This window comes from Ectothiorhodospira sp. 9100 (genome assembly GCF_022227565.1).
GTDB classification, from domain to species: Bacteria; Pseudomonadota; Gammaproteobacteria; order Ectothiorhodospirales; family Ectothiorhodospiraceae; genus Ectothiorhodospira; species Ectothiorhodospira marina.
This window is the reverse complement of sequence record NZ_JAJNAN010000023.1, coordinates 23,989-45,688: the sequence shown is the minus strand read 5'-3', so window position 1 is coordinate 45,688 and position 21,700 is coordinate 23,989. Positions and strand designations below refer to the sequence as shown.

Genomic DNA, 21,700 nt, shown 5'->3' with positions numbered 1-21,700 from the left:
CCCCCCCCCCCCCCCCCCCCGGGGGGGGGGGGGGGGGGCCCCCCCCCCCCCCAGGGCCAGCACAGTGCCTGCCTCACCCCCTCATCCCCGGCCCTTCTCCCCCGAGGGGAGAAGGGAGCTTCCGTAGCTGAACCTGGGGGCTTTCACGTCAAGGTGAGAAGGGCTCAGTGTGGTCATCACCGTGATGGATGAGCGTCAGGGCATCAGCCGCTGGATCTCCCAGGTCTCGTACTGCAGCCGGTACTGAAACCGGTCATGCAGGCGGTTGTCCCGCCCCTGCCAGAACTCGAAGGTATCCGGGACCAGCCGGTACCCCCCCCAGGTCTCGGGGCGGGTCACATCCCCATGGGGATAGCGCAGTTGCACCCGCTCAAGACGTTGCTCCAGGGCCTCCCGGTTCTTCACCGGGCCGCTTTGTTCCGAGGCGGCTGCAGCCAGCTGGCTGCCCCGTGGGCGGGACCGGAAATAGGCATCCGCATCCTTCGCGGGCAGGCGTTCCACGTAGCCCTCCACACGGATCTGACGCTCCAGCCCGGCCCAGTAAAACAGCAGGGCCGCCATGGGGTTCTCTGCCAATTGCCGACCCTTGAGGCTGCAACCATCGGAGTACCAGCACAGCCCCCGATCATCCACGTGCTTGAGCAGCACCGCCCGGGCCGAGGGGCGCCCCTTGGCATCCGCAGTGGCCAGCACCATGGCCGTGGCGTCGGGCTCGCCTTCGGCGTCCTTGAGCCAGTCGGCCAGCTGTTCAAAAGGGTCCAGGGCCAGGTCGGCACGGCGCAGGCTGGCGCGCTGATACGACCGGCGGGTCTGGCGATGGTCAATGGGCGACATGGGCCGTCAACTCCTGCACTGGTTGAGGATCTGTTCAGCGGCGATGGTGCCGGACAGGATCGTCGGGGGCACGCCAGGGCCGGGCACCGTGAGCTGGCCGGCATAGTAGAGGTTATCCAGCTTGCGGCTCTTGAGCCTGGGCTTGAGCATGGCCGTTTGCATCAGGGTGTTGGCCAGGCCGTAGGCATTGCCCTTGAAGGCATGATAGTCGTGGATGAAATCCTTGTGGGCGTAGGATCGGCAGAACACCACGTGATCGCGGATGGACTGGCCGGTGATGGCTTCCAGCCGTTCCAGGATCAGCTTCTGGTAATGGCGTCGCGTCTCGGGGGTGTCCTCCAGGCCAGCGGCCACCGGGATAAGCACCATGAGGTTCTCCTGACCCTCCGGGGCCACCGAGGGGTCTGTCTGCGAGGTGGCACTTACATACAGGGCAGGCTCGGTGGGCCAGGCAGGATCCTGATAGATCTGCGCCGCATGGGCCTCGAAGTCGGCATCGAACAGCAGGGTATGATGTGGCAGCCCCTCCAGCTTCTTGTCCACGCCCATGTAGAAGATGATGGAGGAGGGCGACATGACCCGTTTGTCCCAGTAGGCCGGTGAGTACATGCGGTCGGCCTCGGGGAGCAGATCCTGTTCCACATGATGATAGTCCCCGGCGCCGATCAGATAATCCGCCTCGAAGCGCCCCTGGTCCGTGTTCACGGCCACCACCTTGCCATCCCGGGTTTCAATGCCGCTGGCCTCGGTGCCGAACTGGAAGCGGGCCCCCATCTCCTCGGCCAGTTGATGCATCGCCTTGACCAGTTCGTACATCCCGCCCATGGGGTACCAGGTGCCCAGCTTGAGATCGCCATAATTCATCATGCTGTACAGGGCCGGTGTGGTGCGGCCCGTGCCCCCCAGAAACAGGATGGGAAACTCCAGCATGCGATGCAGGCGCGGGCTTTTGAAGTAACGGGTGATATGGCTGCGGTAGGAACGCAGCAGATGCATGGAGAAGAGATAACGCAACAGACGCAACTGGGCAAATTCCATGAAGGACAGGCAGGGTTTGTTGGCAAACTCGCCAATGCCCACCGTGTATTTCACCTCGGCCTCGTCCAGGAACCGTTCCAGCTGGAAACCGGCGCCCGGCTCGATGCTCTCGAACAGCTCAACGGTCTGTTTCACGTCCGCCGGGATCTCCACATAGTCATCCTTGCCGAAGTAGATCCGGTAGGATGGGTCCAGGCGTTTGAGTTCAAAGTAGTCGGAACTCTTGCGCCCGAATTCGGCGAAGAACCCATCGATGACATCGGGCATCCAGTACCAGCTCGGCCCCATGTCGAAGGTGAATCCCTTTGCGGAGAACTGCCGCCCCCGGCCGCCGGGGATATCGTGGCGCTCAATGACGGTGACATCCATGCCCTCACGGGCCAACGTGGCGGCAGCGGCGAGCCCGGCAAAGCCGGCACCGATGATGACGATCTTGTTTTTCTTCATGATTTCTTCAAGAGATGACGGTGAACGGGGACGTTACCCCGGTCGCCAGGAACTGGCAAGGATGTACCCCTCCAATGCCCTGATTGAAGGCGCGTACCCCCGATCCCGTAGGGGCCGTTCGCGAACGGCCCGCGCGGTGTATCAGATGTTGGGACTCACGCCGGGCCTCCCATGGGCGACGGGGCACACCTGGGGTATCATTGCCCTCTCATTTTGTTCAAGTAATGGCCTCCCATGACCTCCATATCCTCCCGTATCGCCCAGGAACTGGGCGTTCAACCCAGCCAGGTGAACGCTGCCGTGGAACTGCTGGACGGCGGCTCCACCGTGCCGTTCGTGGCCCGCTATCGCAAGGAGGCCACCGGCGGCCTGGACGATACGCAGCTGCGTAACCTGGAGGAGCGACTGATCTATCTGCGGGAGCTGGAGGGGCGTCGTCAGGTGGTGCTCAAGGCCATCGAGGAGCAGGGCAAGCTGACCGATACCCTGCGACAGGCCATCGATACCGCCGAGACCAAGACCCGTCTCGAGGACCTCTACCGGCCCTACATGAAAAAGCGCCGCACCAAGGCGCAGATCGCCCGGGAGAATGGCCTGGAGCCGTTGCTGGATACCCTGCTGGCGGATCCCGCTCAGTCTCCCGAGGCGGTGGCCGCGCGCTTCATCAGCGAGGAGATCACCGTGGAGGCCGCCCTGGAAGGGGCCGGGCATATCTTCATGGAGCGGATTGCCGAGGATGCCGATCTCATTGAAGAGATGCGCCAATTCGGCTGGGAGAAGGGCTATATGGTCAGCCGGGTGGTGGAGGGCAAGGAACAGGCCGGTGCCCGTTTCCGCGACTATTTCGATCATGTGGAGCCTTTGTGCAAGGTGCCTTCCCACCGGGCCCTGGCTATGTTCCGGGGGCAGGCGGAGGAGGTGTTGCGCCTGGAAGTGGCCTGGAGCCAGGCCCAGGCCCGGGGTGAGAAGGAAGAGCCCGGTGCCTCCCCCGGCGAGCGCGCTGTGGTGCGTCGCTTTGGCCTCTCGGACCAGGGGCGGCCCGCCGATGCCTGGCTGGCCCGGCACGCCCGTCTGGCCTGGCGGGCCAAACTCTCCATCCACCTGGATGTGGCCCTGAAGCGCCGTATCAGGGAACTGGCGGAGGAAGAGGCGATCCGTGTCTTCGGCGCCAACCTGGAGGACGTGCTGCTGGCCGCGCCGGCAGGATCCCGGGCCACCATGGGCCTGGACCCGGGCGTGCGCACCGGTGTGAAGGTGGCCGTGGTGGATACGGAGGGTGCGGTGGTGGACACCGCCACCGTGTATCCCTTCCCGCCGAAGAATCAGGTGGATGCCACGTTGCACACCCTGGAGACGCTGGTGAAGCGTCATCAGGTGGAGCTCATTGCCATCGGTAACGGGACCTTTTCCCGGGAGACGGATGCCCTGGCGGCGGAACTGTTGAAGCGCCTGAAACGGCCCGGGATGAGCAAGGTGATCGTGTCCGAAGCCGGGGCCTCGGTGTACTCCGCCTCGGAGAGTGCCTCCCGCGAGCTGCCGGATCTGGATGTCTCTCTGCGGGGCGCGGTCTCCATTGCCCGGCGTCTGCAGGACCCGTTGGCGGAACTGGTGAAGATCGAGCCCAAGGCCATCGGTGTGGGCCAGTATCAGCATGACGTGAATCAGAGCCAACTGGCCCGCAAGCTGGATGCCGTGGTGGAGGACTGCGTGAACGCCGTGGGCGTGGACGTGAACACCGCCTCCGTGCCCCTGTTGGCCCGGGTGTCCGGCCTGGGCCCGACGCTGGCGGAGAACATCGTGGTGCACCGTACCGAGAACGGGGCCTTCAGGAACCGGACGGCCCTCAAGGCCATCCCTCGCCTGGGGGCCAAGGCCTTTGAGCAGGCGGCGGGCTTTCTGCGTGTGCCCTCCGGGGATAACCCGCTGGACGCCTCGGGGGTGCACCCGGAGGCCTATCCCGTGGTCAAGCGCATCATGGCCAGGACCCAGCGGGATGTGAGGCAGTTGATCGGAGACGAGGCGTTCCTCAAGAGCCTCGACCCGCGGGACTTCACCGATGACGCCTTTGGTGAACCCACGGTGCGGGATATCCTCGCCGAACTGGCCAAGCCCGGCCGCGACCCCCGGCCCGAGTTCCGCACGGCCGCCTTCCGCGAGGGGGTGGACAAGCTGGAGGATCTGGAGCCGGGGATGGTGCTGGAAGGTACGGTGACCAATGTGGCCAACTTCGGGGCCTTTGTGGATGTGGGTGTGCATCAGGATGGCCTGGTGCACATCTCCGCCCTGGCCGAGGGCTTCGTCAAGGACCCCCGGGACGTGGTGCGGGCCGGGGACGTGGTGAAGGTCAAGGTCATGGAGGTGGACCCGGAGCGTCGACGCATCGGCCTCACCATGCGCCTGGGGGATGAACCCGGGCAGGAGAGCCGCGGCGGGCGCAAGGCATCTCGGGGCCCGAAGCCCTCCCAGCCCGGTCGCCAGGGCCACGGTAGGGGCCAGGCAAAGGGCAAGAGTGCCCCCGGGCAGGGCGCGCCTCGTGGCAAATCACGCGAGCCCGAGCCGGAGGGCGCCCTGGCCGCAGCCCTGAAGGCGGCCGCTGGCAAGGGCTGATATCCGCCGTCCGGGGGGCAGACCATGCATGAGATGTCCCTGGCCCGTGAGGTGCTGCACATCCTGGAAAACCAGGCCCGTTTGCAGAAATTTTCCCGGGTCCATGCGGTCACAGTGACCATAGGCCCGCTGGCGGCGGTGGATGGCCCGGCCCTGCATTTCGCCTTCGAAGCCGTGACCCAAGGGACGCTGGCTGAAGGGGCCGAACTGCATATGGAGCATCCTGCTGCCCGAGGGTGTTGCCGACACTGCGGGCACTGTTTCACCATGGACTCATGGCTGACCCCCTGTCCTCACTGCGGTGGTCCCGCGCAGGCCGAAGGTGGCCAGGAGATGCAGGTCAAGGACCTTCAGGTCAGTGATTAGGGCACGCGGAGGAAGCGATCATGTGCACGGTTTGCGGTTGTGGTGATGAAGGTCACCGTCACGAGCACCACGACAAGGAGGAGACCCGCCAGGTGTCCGTTGAAATCGACCTTCTTGCCCGCAACGATGCTCATGCCCGGGACAACCGGGCCTGGTTCGAGCGTGAACGGGTATTGGCTCTGAACCTTGTCTCAAGTCCCGGGTCCGGCAAGACCCACCTGCTGACGGCGACCATCGAGCAGTTACGGGATCGCCTGCCGATGGCGGTGATCGAAGGGGATCAACAGACCTGTCGCGACGCCGACCGCATTCGTCAGACTGGGGCGCCCGCCGTGCAGATCAATACCGGCAAGGGCTGCCACCTGGATGCCCATAGGGTGGGGCACGCCTGCGAAGACCTGGAGCCACCCCGGGGCGGCATCCTGTTCATCGAAAACGTGGGCAATCTGGTTTGCCCCGCAGCCTTTGATCTGGGCGAGGCCCGCCGAGTGGTGGTGCTCTCGGTCACCGAGGGGGATGACAAGCCGTTCAAGTACCCGGATATGTTTCAATCTGCCCACGTGATGATCGTGAACAAGCTGGACCTGCTTCCCCATGTGGACTTCGACATGGATGCCTGCATTGAACAGGCCCGTCGGCTCAATCCCGGGATTGAGGTCTTTCATCTTTCGGCCCGCACAGGGCAGGGCATGGAGGCCTGGGTGCAGTGGCTCGAGGCCCAGTGTGCCGGGTGGGGAGAGAGATCGGATGGACAGGAACTGGAGGCCTTGCGCCAGCGCGTGGCCGAACTGGAGTCCCGCCTGCAGCAGGCGGGACTGATGAAGTCCTGAGGGGCTGTGACTCGGGGGGCGTTCGCCTGCACCTGTGTATCCAGGGCCGTGTTCTGGGCCACTGAAGGGGCGGCCAGATATGCCAGACACAAAAAAGCCGGGAGAGGTTGCCCCCTCCCGGCCTTGAATATGCATCGGGCGATGCCCGATGCACCAGGCGCCAGATGCTTACTTGGCCGCCTTGGCCAGCGCGTCAGCGCGGTCGGTGCGCTCCCAGCTCACGCCCAGGTCTTCGCGACCGAAGTGGCCGTAGGAAGCGGTCGGACGGTAGATCGGCTTCTCCAGGTCCAGCATGGTCAGGATGCCGAACGGGCGCAGATCGAAGACGTCGCGGACGATTTCCGTCAGACGGGTCTCGTCGATCTTGCCGGTGCCGAAGGTTTCCACGGCAATGGAGGTGGGCTCGGCCACGCCGATGGCGTAGGAGACCTGAACTTCGCAGCGCTCGGCCAGGCCGGCAGCCACGATGTTCTTGGCCACGTAGCGGGCGGCGTAGGCAGCTGAACGGTCCACCTTGGAGGGGTCCTTACCGGAGAAGGCACCGCCACCGTGACGGGCCATGCCGCCGTAGGTGTCCACGATGATCTTCCGGCCGGTCAGGCCGCAATCGCCCAGTGGGCCGCCGGTGACAAAGCGACCGGTGGGGTTGATGTGGAACTTGGTGTCCTTGTGCAGCCACTTCTCGCCCAGCACAGGCTTGATGATCTCTTCCATCACGGCTTCCTGCAGATCCTTCTGTTCGATCTCGGGAGCGTGCTGGGTGGAGAGCACCACGGCGTCGGCAGCCACGGCCTTGCCGCCTTCATAGCGGAAGGTCACCTGGCTCTTGGCGTCGGGACGCAGCCAGGGCAGGGTGCCATTCTTGCGCACTTCGGCCTGACGCTGCACCAGTTTATGGGAGAAGTGGATGGGAGCGGGCATCAGCACGTCGGTTTCGCTACAGGCATAACCGAACATCAGGCCCTGGTCGCCAGCACCCTGTTCTTCCGGGCGGCTGCGATCCACACCCTGGTTGATGTCCATGGACTGGGCGCCCAGGGAATTGAGCACAGCACAGGTGTTGCCGTCAAAGCCCTTGTCGGAGCTGTCGTAACCGATGTCCAGCACCACTTCACGTACCAGGTCTTCCAGGTTCAGAACGGCAGTGGACTTCACCTCACCAGCAATCAGCACCATACCCGTCTGGGTCACGGTCTCCGCGGCCACGCGGGCCTTGGGATCCTGCGCCAGGTAGGCGTCAATGATCGCATCGGAGATCTGGTCGGCCATCTTGTCCGGGTGGCCTTCGGAAACAGACTCGGAGGTGAAAAGATAGGTCTTGCTCATGTAATGGTTTCTCCTAGTAATGGTCTTTCAGGATTGAAGTCGGATAATCGCCCGAAATCAGACCTTGCGGAAGCGGAAAATGCCCCAGCAAAGATGTCCGGCCTTGCCGCCATCAACCCAGTGTTGCAAACCCTTTTTCATGCGCGCGATGTAGTCATCGGAGATGAGGCCCTTAAGGCTCTCTTCACGGGATTCAAGCTCCTTGAACACCCGCCCATAGTGGCGCGGCAGCTGGTGACTGTGATCCTCGAAGCCGATTTCCTCAAGACCCACTTTCTTGGCGGTGTCCCGGTAGAAACCCGGAGAGCCCAGGGTCTCCAGATGGATGCGGTCCAGGATGGGCTGCAGCTTCTCCTTGGGCGCATCGTCTGTCTGCATCGGATCGGTAAAGATGAACACGCCACCGGGCTTGAGCACGCGGGCCACTTCTTCCATGACCTTGGCGCGGTTACCGCTGTGCAGGATGGCGTCCTGAGACCATACGACGTCAAAGCTGTTGTCTTCGGCCGGCACGGACTCAAAGCTGGCATCGAGCACGTCGACGAGGTGATCCAGCTTGAGGGCCTTGTTCATCTGCCGGTCGCGCTCATTCTCCACTTCGCTCAGGTTCAGCGCCGTGACGTGGCAACCGAAGGTGGAGGCCAGGTAGCGGGCTGCGCCACCGTAACCGGCGCCGATGTCCAGTACCTTCATGTCGCGGGTCGGCTCGCCCAGCAGGTCGCCCATGTGAGCCACGGTACGACGGCTGGCATCGGGAATCGCCTCCTCGTCGGACTCGTACAGGCCGATGTGGATGTCCTCGCCGCCCCACACGCGGTGGTAGAAGTTGTCGGCGTCTTCGCTGTTGTAGTAGTCGCGGGCAGTGGCGACGGCACCTTCATACTGATTCGTCATTATTCGTTCCCCGTATATTTCTTGTCGGCTACGTGGATGAAGAAGTCCGGCTCAGTGTCGTGGTAGGTTTCCTTGAAGTCACCATAGGTTTCGATCTTCTGGAAACCCACTTCGCGCATCAGGCGGCGTACGTAAGGTTTGCGCAACGGGAACATGTTCAGATGGAACACGGACTTGTCCGGGAAGGCGTACCGGAAGCGAGCCAGGCCGTCATCCACGTGCTCCGGATGCACGGACACATTGTCACCGCAGTAGTAGAACGTGTGGGCGCTGGAATAGCCGTGATCCAGGATGGCGTCGTAGTTGCGCTGGTCCAGGATCAATACGCCGTCGTGGTTCAGGGCGGCATGGAATTCGGCCAGGGCCTTGCGGCGATCGTTTTCATTGAACAGATGGGTGAAGGAGTTGCCAAGACAGACAACGGCATCATAGCGGCCATAGATGTCGCGATTGAGTTCGCGCCAGTCGGCTTGGGTGACACGCAGGATGTGGCCCCGCTTGCGACCGTTCTCGAAGGCCTTGATCAGCATCTCGGGAGCGCCATCCACGCTGACCACATCGAAGCCAGCCTCGAGCAGTCGGATGGAGTGGAAGCCGGTACCGGTGGCCACATCCAGCACGCGCTTGGCGCCACGCTTCTTGAGCTCCTGGATGAAGAAGTCGCCTTCACTCTTCGCGCGGCTATCCCAGTCGATCAGGTCGTCCCATTTGTCGACGAATGATTCGGTGTATTCGTTCACGTAGTTGTCGGTGTCGCGACGTTCTACCGGCTTCTCGCCGAAATCCTGGTCTGACATGGTGTTGGACATAATGATGTTCCCCGCCATTGAGGTGTTTGATTTTGCGTTGCATCGCGCGGCGCTTGAGCGCCTTCACGATATCGACCACACCGCCATGACCGGGCCAATGAGTTAGACCCTGTCTGCGGTGTGTGGCCGGCGTGATGCTTGCCGGAGATGGTGTCCGCCCTCACCATCCATTCTGTGCTGACTTGTTGCAATGTCCCGTGAAGCGTCGCGATGACCCGGATGACTGCATTCACCCAATGGGTGCCGGGGCGCGTCTTCTTTGCGACGGTTGCCGCGGCCGGATCGTGGGGCACGATCGTTTCGTTGGCCTCCGGGGCAGGTAGCCCGGGTGCGGAAAAACCGTGGACGCCTTGGTGGCAGGTGGTCGCCCGATAAGGCGACAAAATACATGTAAATGTCGACTACGCTATTGCTCGCGCCAAAGACCTGCCGGGTCGCGGCTGATTACCACACTGCACTGCGTGGCGGTCACCGTATGCACCTTGAAGGTTATGCGCTGATGCATCCCTAATACCTTGGGGGACTTTACCGAAGAATGCAAGTCGCCCCTCTGAGGTTCACTGAATCTTCACGCGGAAGTTTCCGTATTTCACCCCCTGTGCCAAGTGCATGCACGCGCCTTGGAATACGCCATGTCGTGAAGCCGACATTGAGACAAATGCCCCGTTGTAGCGCGCTCTCACGCCAGCGTCAGATACTGCATTGGCGGAATAAATTAACTGCGGAAACAGCATCATACGGGAGTGGCCCGCTTATTGCCAGGGTTGGCATGGGAATTGCCCTTATCTTCGGTGAGGTCTTCCGGGGTGATACGTTTCCAGGACGCATGTCCAGGCGCTGTTTCGCTCCGTCATTCGTCTTTTACCAAGAGGGCAACTGTATGGCACGCATCGGCATTTTTTTCGGTACCACCTCTGGCAACACGCGCAAGGTGGCCAAGATGATCAAGAAGAAGTTCGACGATGAAACCATGGCAAAGCCCCTGAATGTAAACCGGGTCTCCGCCGATGAAATTGCCGGTTATGACTATCTGATATTTGGAACGCCTACCATGGGTTCCGGCCAGTTACCGGGCCTGTCGGCTGATTGCGAGGAAGAGAGTTGGGAGGAATTCATGCCAACGCTTGAGGAGGTGGATTTCTCCGGAAAGACGGTCGCGCTATTCGGTTTGGGGGATCAGGTGGGGTACCCGGATGAATTCGTGGATGCCTTGATGGAGATCCATGACGTGGTCACGGATCGCGGTGGTCGTGTAGTGGGGCACTGGCCCACGGAGGGGTATACCTTCAACACCTCTCAGGCAGTGGTGGATGACCAGTTCGTTGGCTTGGTGCTGGACCAGGACAATCAGAGCGATCAGACCGAGGCCCGTCTGGAACAGTGGCTCAAACAGATCGCTTCGGACTTCGACTTGACGGTTTGATAACCTGTGCCGCTCCGGTACTTCCTGGGGCGGTTTTTTTACCCTAGCGGTTGATAATGATTCGCAACACCATTACCATGCCGGGCTTGCGTTGTCGAAACGATGGCGGGTTCCGCGAGGTCTTACTCCGATGAATTCAGATGATACAACCCCAGGTGGCATTCTCCACGCCCTGCAGACGGTCACTGACGTGGGCGGCCCGGTGGTGGTCATTCTGCTGCTCATGTCTGTTGTTGCGCTTACCGTGATCCTTGTCAAGCTTTGGCAATTCAGCTGGTGGCGTCTGGGAGATCAGCGCAGCCTTGATGAGGCGTTGGCGCATTGGCGTCAGCATCAGGGCGATCAGGCGTTGGAGGTGCTTGCCCGATCTCGTAGTCCCGCGGCCCGGGTGATGGAAGTGGCTATCCGGGGCCGACGCGACCCGACCCTGCCTGAGCCCCTGCTTCGGGAAGAAGTGAGTCGTGTTGCCAGTCGCTGGTTGGAGACCTTGCGTGGGCACTTCCGGGTACTGGAAGTGATCGGCAGCTTGGCCCCCCTGCTGGGACTCCTGGGCACCGTCCTGGGCATGATTGTGGCTTTTCAGCAACTGGAGGCAGCGGGCAACCGGGTGGATCCCTCCGTCCTTTCCGGGGGCATATGGGTGGCCTTGATGACCACTGCTGTAGGGTTGGGCGTTGCCATCCCCGTGGTAGCCGTGCTCAATGGCCTGGAGCGCTGGCTGGAGCGTTTCCGTCACCGCCTGCAGGATGCCGTGACCCAGGTCTTTACCGTGCGGCAACCGGAATCCATCGCCCACGGGGAGAAGGCAGATACCCCGGTTCAACAGGCCCGCATCAAACTTTGGAAGGGGCGGGCGGCCTCCGATGCAGATTGAGTCCCCACCACGGCGTCGGCGGGCGCTGATCAGCCTGACACCACTGATCGATGTGGTCTTCATCCTTCTGATTTTTTTCATGCTGGCCTCCAGCTTTCTCGAATGGAGCGCGGTTCCCCTGAGCACACCTTCCGCACAGCAGTCGCCGGCCAGTGTGGATGAGCCCCCACTATCGGTGCGCATCGCGGTTGGGTCCGGCGTGCGGATCGAGGGGGAGGCCGTTGAGCATGGTGCGATCGAGGGTGTGATTCGGCAGTATCTGGATGAACACCCCGGGCGCACCGTGGTGGTGCAGCCCGAAGGGGGTGTGGCCTTGCAACAGGTGGTGAAAGTGCTGGACGAAATACGTCATGCCAATCCACGCTCCATGCGGCTGGCCCGCGAGTAAAGACGGATGAACCTTCCAGAGTTACCAGCGCGCCAGGCGGATGAAAATCATCTCATCCCATTGATTAATATTGTTTTCTTGCTGTTGATCTTCTTCATGGTGGCTGGCGCCCTGTCTTCTCAGGATGTCTTTGAGGTCGAGGCGCCCGGCTCGAATATCGATGAGTCGATGGATGATCAGGGCTGGCTGGTCTTGCTGGGCGAAGGCGGGCGCCTGGCCCTGGAAAATGAGGAGCTGGACAGTGGAACCCTGAAGGCGCGTCTGGCGGAGGCCAAGGAGGAACGGCAAGCCCAAGGCTCGGATTCCCTACCCGCCGTGCGCATCAAGGCCGATCAGGACGCTACCACCCATGATCTGCTGGATCTGATGGAGCTCATGAGGGACGCTGGCGTTGAAAAAGTCCAGCTTCTCACCGTGCTAGGTGATCATTGATCATGCGGATGCGAGGTTTTCCATGGGTTGTTGCGTTGACCCTGGCGGTGGGGCTGCATGCCTCGGTCATTGCCTACCTGGCGCGCACCGATATGGATCCCGATGGTGCTGAAGCACCGGGTGAATCCGGTGTGGTCATTGATCTGGCTCCCGCAGGCCAGACCCTCGGTGATCCGGAGGCGTTGATAGAGCCCGAGCCTGAACCCGAGCCCGAGCCCGAGCCCGAGCCCGAGCCCGAGCCCGAACCTGAACCTGAACCTGAACCTGAACCTGAACCTGAACCTGAACCTGAACCTGAACCTGAACCCGAGCCCGAGCCTGAACCCGAGCCGGAAACCGAATCCGCACCTCAACTCAGTGAATCCGAGGAGGATCCGCCCCAGGATGCAACTGTCCAGGGTGAGGAGAGTGAGCACGATGCGCCGTTTGAGGAGGCCCGCGACGCTCCTGTCGCCCATCAGGGCGGGGGAGACCCCGCTGCGGAGCAGGACTATGCCCGGGAGCTACGCGCCTGGCTGGAACGGCATAAGGAATATCCGCGCCAGGCTCAGCGTCGGCGACAGGAAGGGGTGGCCACGGTGCGTGTGACCATCGATCGGCAAGGTCACGTACTTTCCTACGAGCTCGCGCAGGGTTCCGGGTATCGCCTGCTGGATCAAGCTGTGGAGGACATGATCCGTCGTGCCGATCCCTTGCCCGCCATGCCGGCCGATGTGGGAGAATCCATGTTCACGTTCTCGCTCCCGGTCTCCTTCAACCTTTGGTGAAGGCCTCGTCCCGACGGTGACTCGAGCAAGTCGCGTTGAGGGGGTATGACCCCTCTGGTATCCTTGCGTGCCATTCGGCGCGATTCGCCTCCGTCACCCCATATCCAATGACCAACTCATGACTCGATACGTATTCATTACCGGGGGTGTGGTTTCCTCCCTGGGCAAGGGCATTTCTGCTGCCTCTCTGGGGACCATCCTCGAAGCGCGCGGCCTGAAGGTCACCCTGCTCAAGCTCGATCCCTATATCAACGTGGATCCGGGCACCATGAGTCCGTTTCAGCATGGAGAGGTCTTTGTCACCGAAGACGGGGCCGAAACCGATCTGGACCTGGGCCATTACGAGCGCTTTGTGCGGATCCTTACCACCCGCCGCAATAACTTCACCACCGGTCAGATCTACGAGAACGTGATCCGCAAGGAACGCCGGGGCGACTATCTGGGGGGGACCGTACAGGTCATTCCCCACATCACCGATGAGATCAAGCGTTCCATCCGGGCCGGTGCCGAGGGGGCCGACATTGCCCTGGTGGAGATCGGCGGAACCGTGGGCGATATTGAGTCGCTGCCTTTCCTGGAGGCCATTCGCCAGATGGGAGTGGAACTGGGCCATGAGAATGCCCTTTTCATGCACCTGACCCTGGTTCCGTACATTGCGGCCGCCGGTGAGATCAAGACCAAGCCAACCCAGCATTCGGTGAAGGAGCTGCGGTCCATCGGCATTCAGCCCGACATTCTGCTCTGCCGCAGCAACCACCCCTTGCCTGAGGGAGAACGGCGCAAGATCGCCCTGTTCACCAACGTGGAGGAAAAGGCAGTCATCTCGGCGGTGGATGTGGATAATATCTACAAGATCCCTCTGTGGCTGCACTCCCAAAAGCTGGATGAGATTGTCCTGCGCAAACTGCACATGGAGGCCCGGCCTGCAGATCTTTCCGACTGGAAGAACGTGGTCAATGCCATGGAGTTCCCGGAGGCCGAGGTCACCATCGGTATGGTCGGCAAATATGTGGAGCTCACCGAGTCCTACAAATCCCTCAACGAGGCCCTGACCCATGCGGGTATCCATACGTCCACCAAGGTGAATATCCGTTATATCGACTCGGAGAAGCTGGAGAACTCCGATGATGATGTGCTGGGCGAGGTGGATGCCATCCTGGTGCCCGGTGGTTTCGGCGAGCGGGGCGTTGAGGGCAAGATTGCCGCCGTGCGTTATGCCCGGGAGCGTCAAGTGCCTTATCTGGGCATTTGCCTTGGAATGCAGGCGGCCGTGATTGAGTATGCCCGTCATGTGGCCGGCCTGGAAAATGCTCACAGCACCGAATTCCGGCCTGATACACCGCATCCGGTCATTGCCTTGATCACCGAATGGCAAAATGCCGAGGGTGAGTTGGAGCGTCGCGCCGAGGACGATGACATGGGCGGCACCATGCGTCTGGGCGGTCAGCAGGCGCGTCTTGATCCCAAGACCCTGGTGTGCCGCGTGTACGGGAACGAGATCATCAGCGAGCGTCATCGGCACCGCTATGAGTTCAACAACCAGTACCTGGACACCCTGACCCAGGCGGGTCTGGTGATCTCGGGAAAATCCATGGATGATGCCCTGGTCGAAGTGGTGGAACTCCATGATCACCCCTGGTTTCTGGCTTGCCAGTTCCACCCGGAATTCACCTCCACCCCTCGGGATGGGCACCCACTCTTTTCCGGATTCGTGCGTGCCGCGCGGCTCCAGCACGAAAAAAAGGCCAACCTGAGTGAGCACTATGAATCTGTGTGACTTCCAGGCTGGCAATGATCAGCCGCTGTTCCTGATCTCCGGCCCCTGCGTGATCGAGAGCGAACAGTTGGCGCTGGACACCGCTGGGCAGCTCAAGGAGATGGCGGATCGCCTCGGCATTCCGTTTATCTACAAGTCCTCATTCGATAAGGCGAATCGGTCCTCTGTGACAAGTTTTCGCGGCCCAGGGATGGATGAGGGCCTGAAAATCCTGGAAAAGGTACGACAGCAGATCCGGGTGCCGGTGCTCACGGATGTCCACGAGGACACTCCCATGGAGGCCGTTGCCGCCGTCGTGGATGTGCTGCAGACGCCAGCCTTCCTGTGCCGTCAGACCAACTTCATCCAGAAGGTGGCAGCTCAGGGTTTGCCGGTGAATATCAAGAAGGGCCAGTTCCTGGCACCGTGGGACATGCAAAACGTGGTGGACAAGGCCCGAGCCACGGGTAATGAGCACATCATGGTCTGCGAGCGTGGGGTCTCCTTCGGCTATAACACGCTGATCTCCGACATGCGTGGCCTCGCAGTCATGCGCCAGACGGGGTGTCCGGTGGTATTCGACGCCACGCATTCGGTGCAGCAACCTGGGGGACGCGGTAGCAGTTCCGGTGGTCAGCGGGAGTTTGTTCCGGTGCTGGCCCGGGCGGCGGTGGCGGCGGGTGTGGCCGGATTGTTCATGGAGACCCATCCCGATCCGGACAAGGCCCTCTCCGACGGCCCGAATGCCTGGCCCATGCCCCTGCTGGAAGACCTGTTGATCACCCTCAAGGCGCTGGATGAAGTCACCAAGCGCCAGGGTTTCATTGAAGATCAGTTCCTGATCGCATCCCAAGATTAGTAGAGGACACTCATGACCGAGATCGTCGATATCCATGCCCGCGAAGTGCTGGATTCCCGCGGCAATCCTACTGTTGAGACGGACATCAAGCTTGTTTCCGGTGCGACCGGTCGCGCGATTGTTCCCTCTGGCGCCTCGACCGGGTCCCGCGAGGCCCTGGAACTCCGTGACGGTGGCGACCGTTATTGCGGGAAGGGTGTTCAAAAGGCGGTGGCCAACGTCAATGGAGAGATTCGCGAAGCCTTGCTGGGCGTTGCTTCGGATGACCAGGAGGTCATCGACCGTCGAATGATCGAACTGGATGGCACGGATAATAAGGGACGTCTGGGAGCCAATGCCCTGCTGGCGGTTTCCATGGCCACTGCCCATGCCAATGCCCAGGAGAACGGTTACCCTCTTTATCGACATCTGGGCGGGGAGGGCGCAAACCTGCTGCCCGTGCCCATGATGAACATCATCAATGGCGGGGCGCACGCCAGCAACAATGTGGACATGCAGGAATTCATGATCCTGCCTGTAGGCGCCCCGAATGTGGCCGATGCCATCCGCTATGGGGCGGAGGTATTCCACGCCCTGAAAAAGGTGCTGGGTGCCCGTCAACTATCCACCACAGTGGGTGATGAGGGCGGTTTTGCCCCGGATCTTGATTCCAACGAAGCGGCCATTGAGGCCATACTGGAAGCCATCCATCAGGCCGGTTTCACCCCGGGCAAAGATATCCATCTGGGCCTGGATTGCGCCGCTTCCGAGTTTTACAGGAATGGTCGTTATGAACTGGCCTCTGAGGGCAAGAGCCTGGATGCCGCCGGCATGGTGGAGTACCTCTGCCGGTGGATGGACCAGTACCCCATCATCACCATTGAAGATGGGCTGGACGAGGGCGACTGGGATGGATGGAAGCTGCTGACGGAGAAACTGGGCAACCGCGTGCAGCTGGTCGGTGATGATCTGTTCGTGACCAATACCCGAATTCTTCAGGAAGGCATTGATAAGGGGATCGGCAACTCCATCCTCATCAAACTCAACCAGATTGGCACCCTCACCGAGACCCTGGAGGCCATCCGTCTGGCCCAGGGCGCCGGTTACACCGCCGTGATCTCCCATCGTTCTGGCGAGAGCGAGGATGTGACCATTGCAGACCTGTCGGTCGCCACCAACGCCGGGCAGATCAAGACCGGCTCCCTGTCACGTTCCGATCGGGTGGCCAAGTACAATCAGTTGATCCGTATTGAAGAGGAGCTGGGTTCGGCGGCGCGCTATGCCGGTCGGCAGGCTTTCCCGCATCTGAAGTAAAGCCTTCACCCGCCCCCCATTCCCGCGGTTGCGGAAGTGGGGGCGCCCCGCGCCTGGACAGTAACATGAAGTGGTTGACCGTACTGCTGCTGGTCTTGCTGGTGGGCTTGCAGTACAAACTCTGGTTCGGCGAGGGCAATCCGCCCGAGGTCTGGCAGTTGCGCGAGACCCTGGAGGCGCAAAAGGCGGAGAACCAGCAATTGCGTAGCCGTAATGAGGCCCTGGAGGCCGAGGTGATCGACCTCAAGACCGGACTGGACGCCATCGAGGAACGCGCCCGACGTGAGCTGGGCATGATTGGCGAAGATGAGGTCTTCTTCCAGGTGGTGGACCGTGACCGCTTTCCCGAGTATCGATGAAACCTGAGCCAAAGTTCTGGGCGGTCATTCCCGCCGCAGGTGTCGGCAGCCGGATGCAGGCAGACCGACCCAAGCAATACCTGCCGCTGGATGGTCGCACTGTGATCGAGCAGACGCTGGACATCTTCCTGCGTCATCCGCGCATTGCGGGTGTGGTCGTGGCCGTGAGTCATGACGATGCCTATTTCCCATCCCTGTGCCCCGTGACCGACAAACCCTTCCAGGTGGTGGACGGGGGCGCTGAACGCTGCCACTCGGTGTTGAATGCCCTGCGGGGGCTGGAGGCGCTGGCTCACCCTGAGGACTGGGTGCTGGTTCACGATGCCGCACGTCCCTGCTTGAGTGATGACGATCTGGAGAGGCTGATCGAGACCCTGCGCGACGATCCCGTGGGTGGCATACTGGCAACCCCGGTCAGGGACACCAAGAAGCGGGCCACCCCTGACGGGTACATCGCCGCCACGGTGGACCGCGCCGATTTGTGGCGTGCCTTCACCCCACAGATGTTTCGCCTGGCCACCCTGGCCAGCGCCCTGGAAAAGGCGCTGGAGGACGGCTTCATGGTCACCGACGAGGCTTCGGCCCTGGAACATGCAGGCCATGCCCCCCGGTTGGTGGAAGGCAGCGCCGAAAATATCAAGATCACTCGCCCCGAGGACCTGCGCCTGGCCGAGTTCTACCTGGCTGAGCGCAGACGGGCATCCACTATTCGGGAAGAGACATGAACCTGCGTATCGGACACGGCTATGATGTACATGCCTTCATGGAGGGCGATCATCTGGTGATTGGCGGGGTCAGCATCCCCCATGACCGGGCATTCAAGGCCCACTCCGACGGCGATGTCCTGTTGCATGCGATCAGTGATGCCATCCTGGGGGCACTGGCCCTGGGGGATATTGGTCGCCACTTCCCGGACACGGATCCGGCGTTCAAGGGCGCCGACAGTCGTGACCTGCTGCGACAGGTCATGGAGCTGATCCGGGAGCGGGGCTGGCGCGTGGGCAACGTGGACGCCACCATCGCCGCCCAGGCCCCGAAGCTGTCACCCCACGTGGACAGCATGTGCGCCCACATCGCCGATGACCTGGGGCTGGCGGTCGAAGACGTGAACGTCAAGGCCACCACCACCGAACGTCTGGGGTTCGTGGGGCGCAAGGAGGGCATTGAGGCCCACGCAGTGGTCCTGCTCACCAGGGATTGAATCCCTGTCCCACCCGGGAGCAAAGACGGTGGGAGGCACGTGCCAGGGCCCTCTCCCCCTCGGGGGAGAAGGGCGCTTCTGTCGCTGAACCTGGGTTCTTTCACGTTGACGGGGGGGGCGCGCTAACGTTCCAGATGTTTCAGCTTGTCCGGTTTTCCGTTCCATTCCTCCGCATCCGGTAGTGGATCCTTGCGCCGGGTGATCACTGGCCATTGCTGGGACAGTTCCGCGTTCAGTTCCAGCATATGTTCCTGCCCTTCGGGCACCTCATCCTCCGGCACGATGGCCTCGGCAGGGCATTCTGGTTCGCACAGGGAACAGTCGATGCACTCATCCGGGTCGATGACCAGGAAATTGGGGCCCTCATGAAAACAGTCCACCGGGCACACCTCCACGCAATCCGTGAACTTGCAGCGGATACAGTTCTCCAGTACTACAAATGTCATCGCGCATCTCCCTTCAGATGGGTGGGATCGGAGCAGGCCAAGAACAGCCAGTGTGTCAAGCCTGAGGCCTGAGTTGGCTTAACGTCAATATCCCCTCATTTCGGTGCCGTTACCCCCATGAAAACAGGGTTTTTCCAGGGGGCATTAACTGACCGACCCCGTGGTTTCGTGCTTGATCAGGGATTGCAGCCGGTAAAGGGTCTCCAGTGCCTGCCGGGGGGTGAGATCATCCGGGTCCAGCGCTTCAACCGCCTCGCGCAGCGCCTTTGCGGCCGGGTTCTCGGGCTCCGGTGCCGGGGAGGCGCATCCGCCGTTGGCGCCAAAAAGGCTGAGTTGGGGGCTGTCTGTCGCCGTGCCTGCCAGGCTCTGCTGTTCCAGTTCCGACAGGCGTTCGCGGGCACGCTGGATCACGCTGCGGGGTACGCCGGCCAGCGCAGCCACATGCAGGCCATAACTTTGATTGGCTGGCCCCTCCTTCAAGGCATGCAGAAAAACGATGCGTTCACCGTGCTCAATGGCATCGATATGCACGTTGACGATGGCCGGGAATTGCTCAGGCAGGGCGGTGAGCTCGAAATAATGGGTGGCAAACAGGCTAAAGGCCCGGTTTTTGCGCGCCAGATGTTCAGCGCAGGCCCAGGCGAGGGAGAGGCCATCAAAGGTGCTGGTACCACGCCCGATCTCGTCCATGAGCACCAGGCTGTGGTCGGTGGCATGGTTGAGGATATTGGCGGCCTCGGTCATTTCCACCATGAAGGTGGAGCGGCCCGAGGCCAGGTCGTCGCTGGCACCGATGCGAGTGAAGATACGATCCACGGGCCCCAGCCGGGCATGACGGGCGGGTACGAAGCTGCCCACATGGGCCATGAGCACGATCAGGGCAGCCTGACGCATGTAGGTGGATTTACCCCCCATGTTGGGGCCGGTGATCACCAGCATGCGGCGCCGGTCGCTCATCTTCAGGTCATTGGGTACGAACGGCTCATCCAGCACCTGTTCCACCACGGGGTGACGTCCCTCCTCGATCAGCAGTCCCGGCGTGTCGGTGAGTTCCGGGGCGCGATAGTTCAGCGTCTCGGCTCGCTCCGCCAGATTGGTCAGGACGTCCAGCTCCGCCAACCCCTCGGCAGTTTGCCGCAGCGCCGGCAGGGGGGCATGCAAGCGGGTGAGCAGGGCCTCGTAGAGTTGTTTCTCCCGAGCCAGCGATCGTTCCCGCGCCGACAGAACCTTGTCCTCGAAACGCTTGAGTTCCGGAGTGATGAAGCGCTCAGCTCCCTTGAGGGTTTGGCGACGGGTGTAATCTTCCGGGGCCTTGTCCGACTGGCTGCGACTGATTTCGATGTAATACCCATGCACACGGTTGTAGGCAACCTTGAGATTCGCAATGCCCGTGCGTTCTCGCTCACGCTGCTCCAGATCCACCAGGAACTGGTCGGCGTTCTCCGACAGGCCGCGTAATTCATCCAGCTCGGCATCATATCCCGGTGCAATGACGCCGCCGTCGCGGATCAGTACCGGGGGCTGGTCGATCACGGCGCTGCGCAGCAGATCCACCACCTGGGGGTGTTCGCCGATCTGCCCAGCCAGGGTCGTGATGCGTGGCGACACCAGGGTGGTCAGTTCTGACTGCAGACTGGGCAGTTCCGCCAATGAGTCACGCAGGGTGGTGAGGTCGCGGGGGCGGGCGGAACCCAGGGCCACCCGGGTGAGGATGCGTTCCAGATCGCCAATCCCACGCAGTTGAATCTGGAGCGATTCAAAGGCCTGTCGCTCCTGCAGTTCCCCCACCGTGCCGTGACGCTCCTGCAGGGTGCAACGATCCCGCAGGGGCTGATGCAGCCAACGCCCCAGCAGGCGGCTGCCCATGGCCGTGACCGTGCGGTCCAGCACCGAGGCCAGGGTATTTTCCTGGCCCCCGGAGAGATTGACGGTCAGTTCCAGGTTGCGCCGGCTGGCGGCATCCAGAATGATGCCAGCATCCCGACTCTGCACGCTCAGGCCATCGATATGGGGCAAGGCGGTCTTCTGGGTGTCCTTGACGTACTGCAGCAGGGCGCCCGCAGCCCCCACCGCCCGATGCATCTCCTCGCAGCCAAAGCCAGCCAGATCCCGAGTGCCAAATTGGCGGGTGAGCAATTCGTGGGCAGCATCCACCTCAAAATGCCACGGCGGCCGACGGCGCACGCCCGTCCGCTCGGGTCCTGGCAGGGTCATGCCCTCGGGAATCAGGATCTCTGCCGGGCGCAAGCGCTCCAGTTCACCCAACAGGGGTTCCGTACCCGTGAGTTCCTGAACCTGAAAGCGCCCCGTGCTCAGATCCAGGGCGGCCAGCCCCGTGTGTTCGCCATCGCCCCCAAGGCACACCAGTAGGTTGTCCCGGCGCTCCTCCAGCAGGGCATCCTCGGTCACCGTGCCGGGTGTGACGACGCGCACCACCTTGCGCTCTACCGGACCCTTGCTGCTCCCTGGGTCGCCCACTTGCTCACAGATGGCGACCGACTCTCCCAGCCGCAGCAGCCGGGCCAAATACGACTCCACGGCATGCACCGGTACCCCTGCCATGGGAATGGGAGCCCCGGCGGACTGTCCGCGGCGGGTGAGCGTGATGTCCAGGAGCCTTGCCGCGCGGGTGGCGTCATCAAAGAAGAGCTCATAAAAATCCCCCATGCGGTAGAACAGCAGGATATCCGGATGCTCAGCCTTGATGCGCAGGAACTGCTGCATCATGGGGGTGTGTGCAGAATGATTCTT

The 21,700-nt window shown here is 62.0% G+C and carries 21 protein-coding genes; 14 read left to right on the top strand and 7 right to left on the bottom strand.

Going from position 1 to position 21,700, the window contains the following annotated elements; genetic code table 11:
* Positions 1-195: 195 nt before the first annotated feature.
* Positions 196-834, bottom strand: a complete 639-nt coding sequence (pdxH, locus tag LPW29_RS08955) for a pyridoxamine 5'-phosphate oxidase (RefSeq protein ID WP_238627717.1) — start codon at positions 832-834, stop codon at positions 196-198.
* 6 nt (positions 835-840) lie between these two features.
* Positions 841-2,319: a phytoene desaturase family protein gene (locus LPW29_RS08950; RefSeq protein ID WP_238627716.1), complete on the bottom strand. Its 1,479-nt coding sequence runs from the start codon at positions 2,317-2,319 to the stop codon at positions 841-843.
* Between the two features lie 234 nt (positions 2,320-2,553).
* Between LPW29_RS08950 and LPW29_RS08945 the strand changes: the two genes are divergently transcribed.
* From LPW29_RS08945 to hypB, 3 genes are read left to right on the top strand one after another with little or no spacing between them, the layout of a single operon-like run.
* On the top strand, positions 2,554-4,926 hold the full coding sequence (locus tag LPW29_RS08945) for a Tex family protein (RefSeq protein ID WP_238627715.1): 2,373 nt from the start codon (positions 2,554-2,556) through the stop codon (positions 4,924-4,926).
* Between the two features lie 24 nt (positions 4,927-4,950).
* Positions 4,951-5,292, top strand: a complete 342-nt coding sequence (gene hypA / locus LPW29_RS08940; RefSeq protein ID WP_238627714.1) for a hydrogenase maturation nickel metallochaperone HypA — start codon at positions 4,951-4,953, stop codon at positions 5,290-5,292.
* A gap of 20 nt (positions 5,293-5,312) precedes the next feature.
* Positions 5,313-6,122, top strand: coding sequence for a hydrogenase nickel incorporation protein HypB (gene hypB / locus LPW29_RS08935; protein WP_238627713.1), 810 nt, complete (start codon positions 5,313-5,315; stop codon positions 6,120-6,122).
* 168 nt (positions 6,123-6,290) lie between these two features.
* Here the strand turns inward: hypB and metK are convergent, their stop codons facing one another.
* From metK to LPW29_RS08920, 3 genes are read right to left on the bottom strand one after another with little or no spacing between them, the layout of a single operon-like run.
* On the bottom strand, positions 6,291-7,448 hold the full coding sequence (metK, locus tag LPW29_RS08930; protein ID WP_090252776.1) for a methionine adenosyltransferase: 1,158 nt from the start codon (positions 7,446-7,448) through the stop codon (positions 6,291-6,293).
* Positions 7,449-7,505: 57 nt separating this feature from the next.
* The gene (locus tag LPW29_RS08925; protein WP_238627712.1) at positions 7,506-8,342 is read right to left on the bottom strand and encodes a methyltransferase domain-containing protein; all 837 of its coding nucleotides are present in this window, start codon (positions 8,340-8,342) and stop codon (positions 7,506-7,508) included.
* Positions 8,342-9,151: a glycine/sarcosine N-methyltransferase gene (locus LPW29_RS08920; protein WP_370642776.1), complete on the bottom strand. Its 810-nt coding sequence runs from the start codon at positions 9,149-9,151 to the stop codon at positions 8,342-8,344. The genes LPW29_RS08925 and LPW29_RS08920 overlap by 1 nt, the downstream gene beginning before the upstream one ends.
* An 880-nt stretch (positions 9,152-10,031) precedes the next feature.
* Here LPW29_RS08920 and LPW29_RS08915 point away from each other — a divergent pair.
* From LPW29_RS08915 to ispF, 11 genes are all read left to right on the top strand, one after another.
* On the top strand, positions 10,032-10,574 hold the full coding sequence (locus LPW29_RS08915) for a flavodoxin (protein ID WP_090252781.1): 543 nt from the start codon (positions 10,032-10,034) through the stop codon (positions 10,572-10,574).
* 130 nt (positions 10,575-10,704) lie between these two features.
* Positions 10,705-11,448: a MotA/TolQ/ExbB proton channel family protein gene (locus LPW29_RS08910; RefSeq protein ID WP_238627711.1), complete on the top strand. Its 744-nt coding sequence runs from the start codon at positions 10,705-10,707 to the stop codon at positions 11,446-11,448.
* Positions 11,438-11,836 carry an ExbD/TolR family protein gene (locus tag LPW29_RS08905; RefSeq protein WP_238627710.1) on the top strand — a complete coding sequence of 133 codons (399 nt, stop codon included), beginning with the start codon at positions 11,438-11,440 and terminating at the stop codon, positions 11,834-11,836. Before LPW29_RS08910 ends, LPW29_RS08905 begins: the two co-directional genes overlap by 11 nt.
* Positions 11,837-11,842: 6 nt before the next feature.
* The gene (locus LPW29_RS08900) at positions 11,843-12,268 is read left to right on the top strand and encodes an ExbD/TolR family protein (protein ID WP_255705505.1); all 426 of its coding nucleotides are present in this window, start codon (positions 11,843-11,845) and stop codon (positions 12,266-12,268) included.
* 8 nt (positions 12,269-12,276) lie between these two features.
* Positions 12,277-13,035 carry an energy transducer TonB gene (locus LPW29_RS08895; RefSeq protein WP_238627708.1) on the top strand — a complete coding sequence of 253 codons (759 nt, stop codon included), beginning with the start codon at positions 12,277-12,279 and terminating at the stop codon, positions 13,033-13,035.
* A gap of 118 nt (positions 13,036-13,153) precedes the next feature.
* On the top strand, positions 13,154-14,812 hold the full coding sequence (locus LPW29_RS08890) for a CTP synthase (protein ID WP_238627707.1): 1,659 nt from the start codon (positions 13,154-13,156) through the stop codon (positions 14,810-14,812).
* Positions 14,799-15,650, top strand: a complete 852-nt coding sequence (gene kdsA / locus LPW29_RS08885; protein ID WP_090252794.1) for a 3-deoxy-8-phosphooctulonate synthase — start codon at positions 14,799-14,801, stop codon at positions 15,648-15,650. Before LPW29_RS08890 ends, kdsA begins: the two co-directional genes overlap by 14 nt.
* A gap of 12 nt (positions 15,651-15,662) precedes the next feature.
* The gene (eno, locus tag LPW29_RS08880) at positions 15,663-16,943 is read left to right on the top strand and encodes a phosphopyruvate hydratase (protein ID WP_238627706.1); all 1,281 of its coding nucleotides are present in this window, start codon (positions 15,663-15,665) and stop codon (positions 16,941-16,943) included.
* A 65-nt stretch (positions 16,944-17,008) separates the two neighbouring features.
* On the top strand, positions 17,009-17,302 hold the full coding sequence (ftsB, locus tag LPW29_RS08875; protein WP_090252800.1) for a cell division protein FtsB: 294 nt from the start codon (positions 17,009-17,011) through the stop codon (positions 17,300-17,302).
* Positions 17,299-18,027, top strand: coding sequence for a 2-C-methyl-D-erythritol 4-phosphate cytidylyltransferase (gene ispD / locus LPW29_RS08870; RefSeq protein ID WP_238627705.1), 729 nt, complete (start codon positions 17,299-17,301; stop codon positions 18,025-18,027). Before ftsB ends, ispD begins: the two co-directional genes overlap by 4 nt.
* Positions 18,024-18,503: a 2-C-methyl-D-erythritol 2,4-cyclodiphosphate synthase gene (gene ispF, locus LPW29_RS08865; protein WP_238627704.1), complete on the top strand. Its 480-nt coding sequence runs from the start codon at positions 18,024-18,026 to the stop codon at positions 18,501-18,503. The genes ispD and ispF overlap by 4 nt, the downstream gene beginning before the upstream one ends.
* Positions 18,504-18,625: 122 nt before the next feature.
* Here ispF and fdxA read toward each other — a convergent pair whose 3' ends face one another.
* Both fdxA and mutS read right to left on the bottom strand, forming a co-directional pair.
* Positions 18,626-18,949 (bottom strand): ferredoxin FdxA, encoded by a 324-nt coding sequence (gene fdxA / locus LPW29_RS08860; protein WP_063465319.1) that lies wholly within the window; start codon positions 18,947-18,949, stop codon positions 18,626-18,628.
* Positions 18,950-19,093: 144 nt separating this feature from the next.
* On the bottom strand, positions 19,094-21,676 hold the full coding sequence (gene mutS, locus LPW29_RS08855; RefSeq protein ID WP_238627703.1) for a DNA mismatch repair protein MutS: 2,583 nt from the start codon (positions 21,674-21,676) through the stop codon (positions 19,094-19,096).
* Positions 21,677-21,700: the final 24 nt, after the last annotated feature.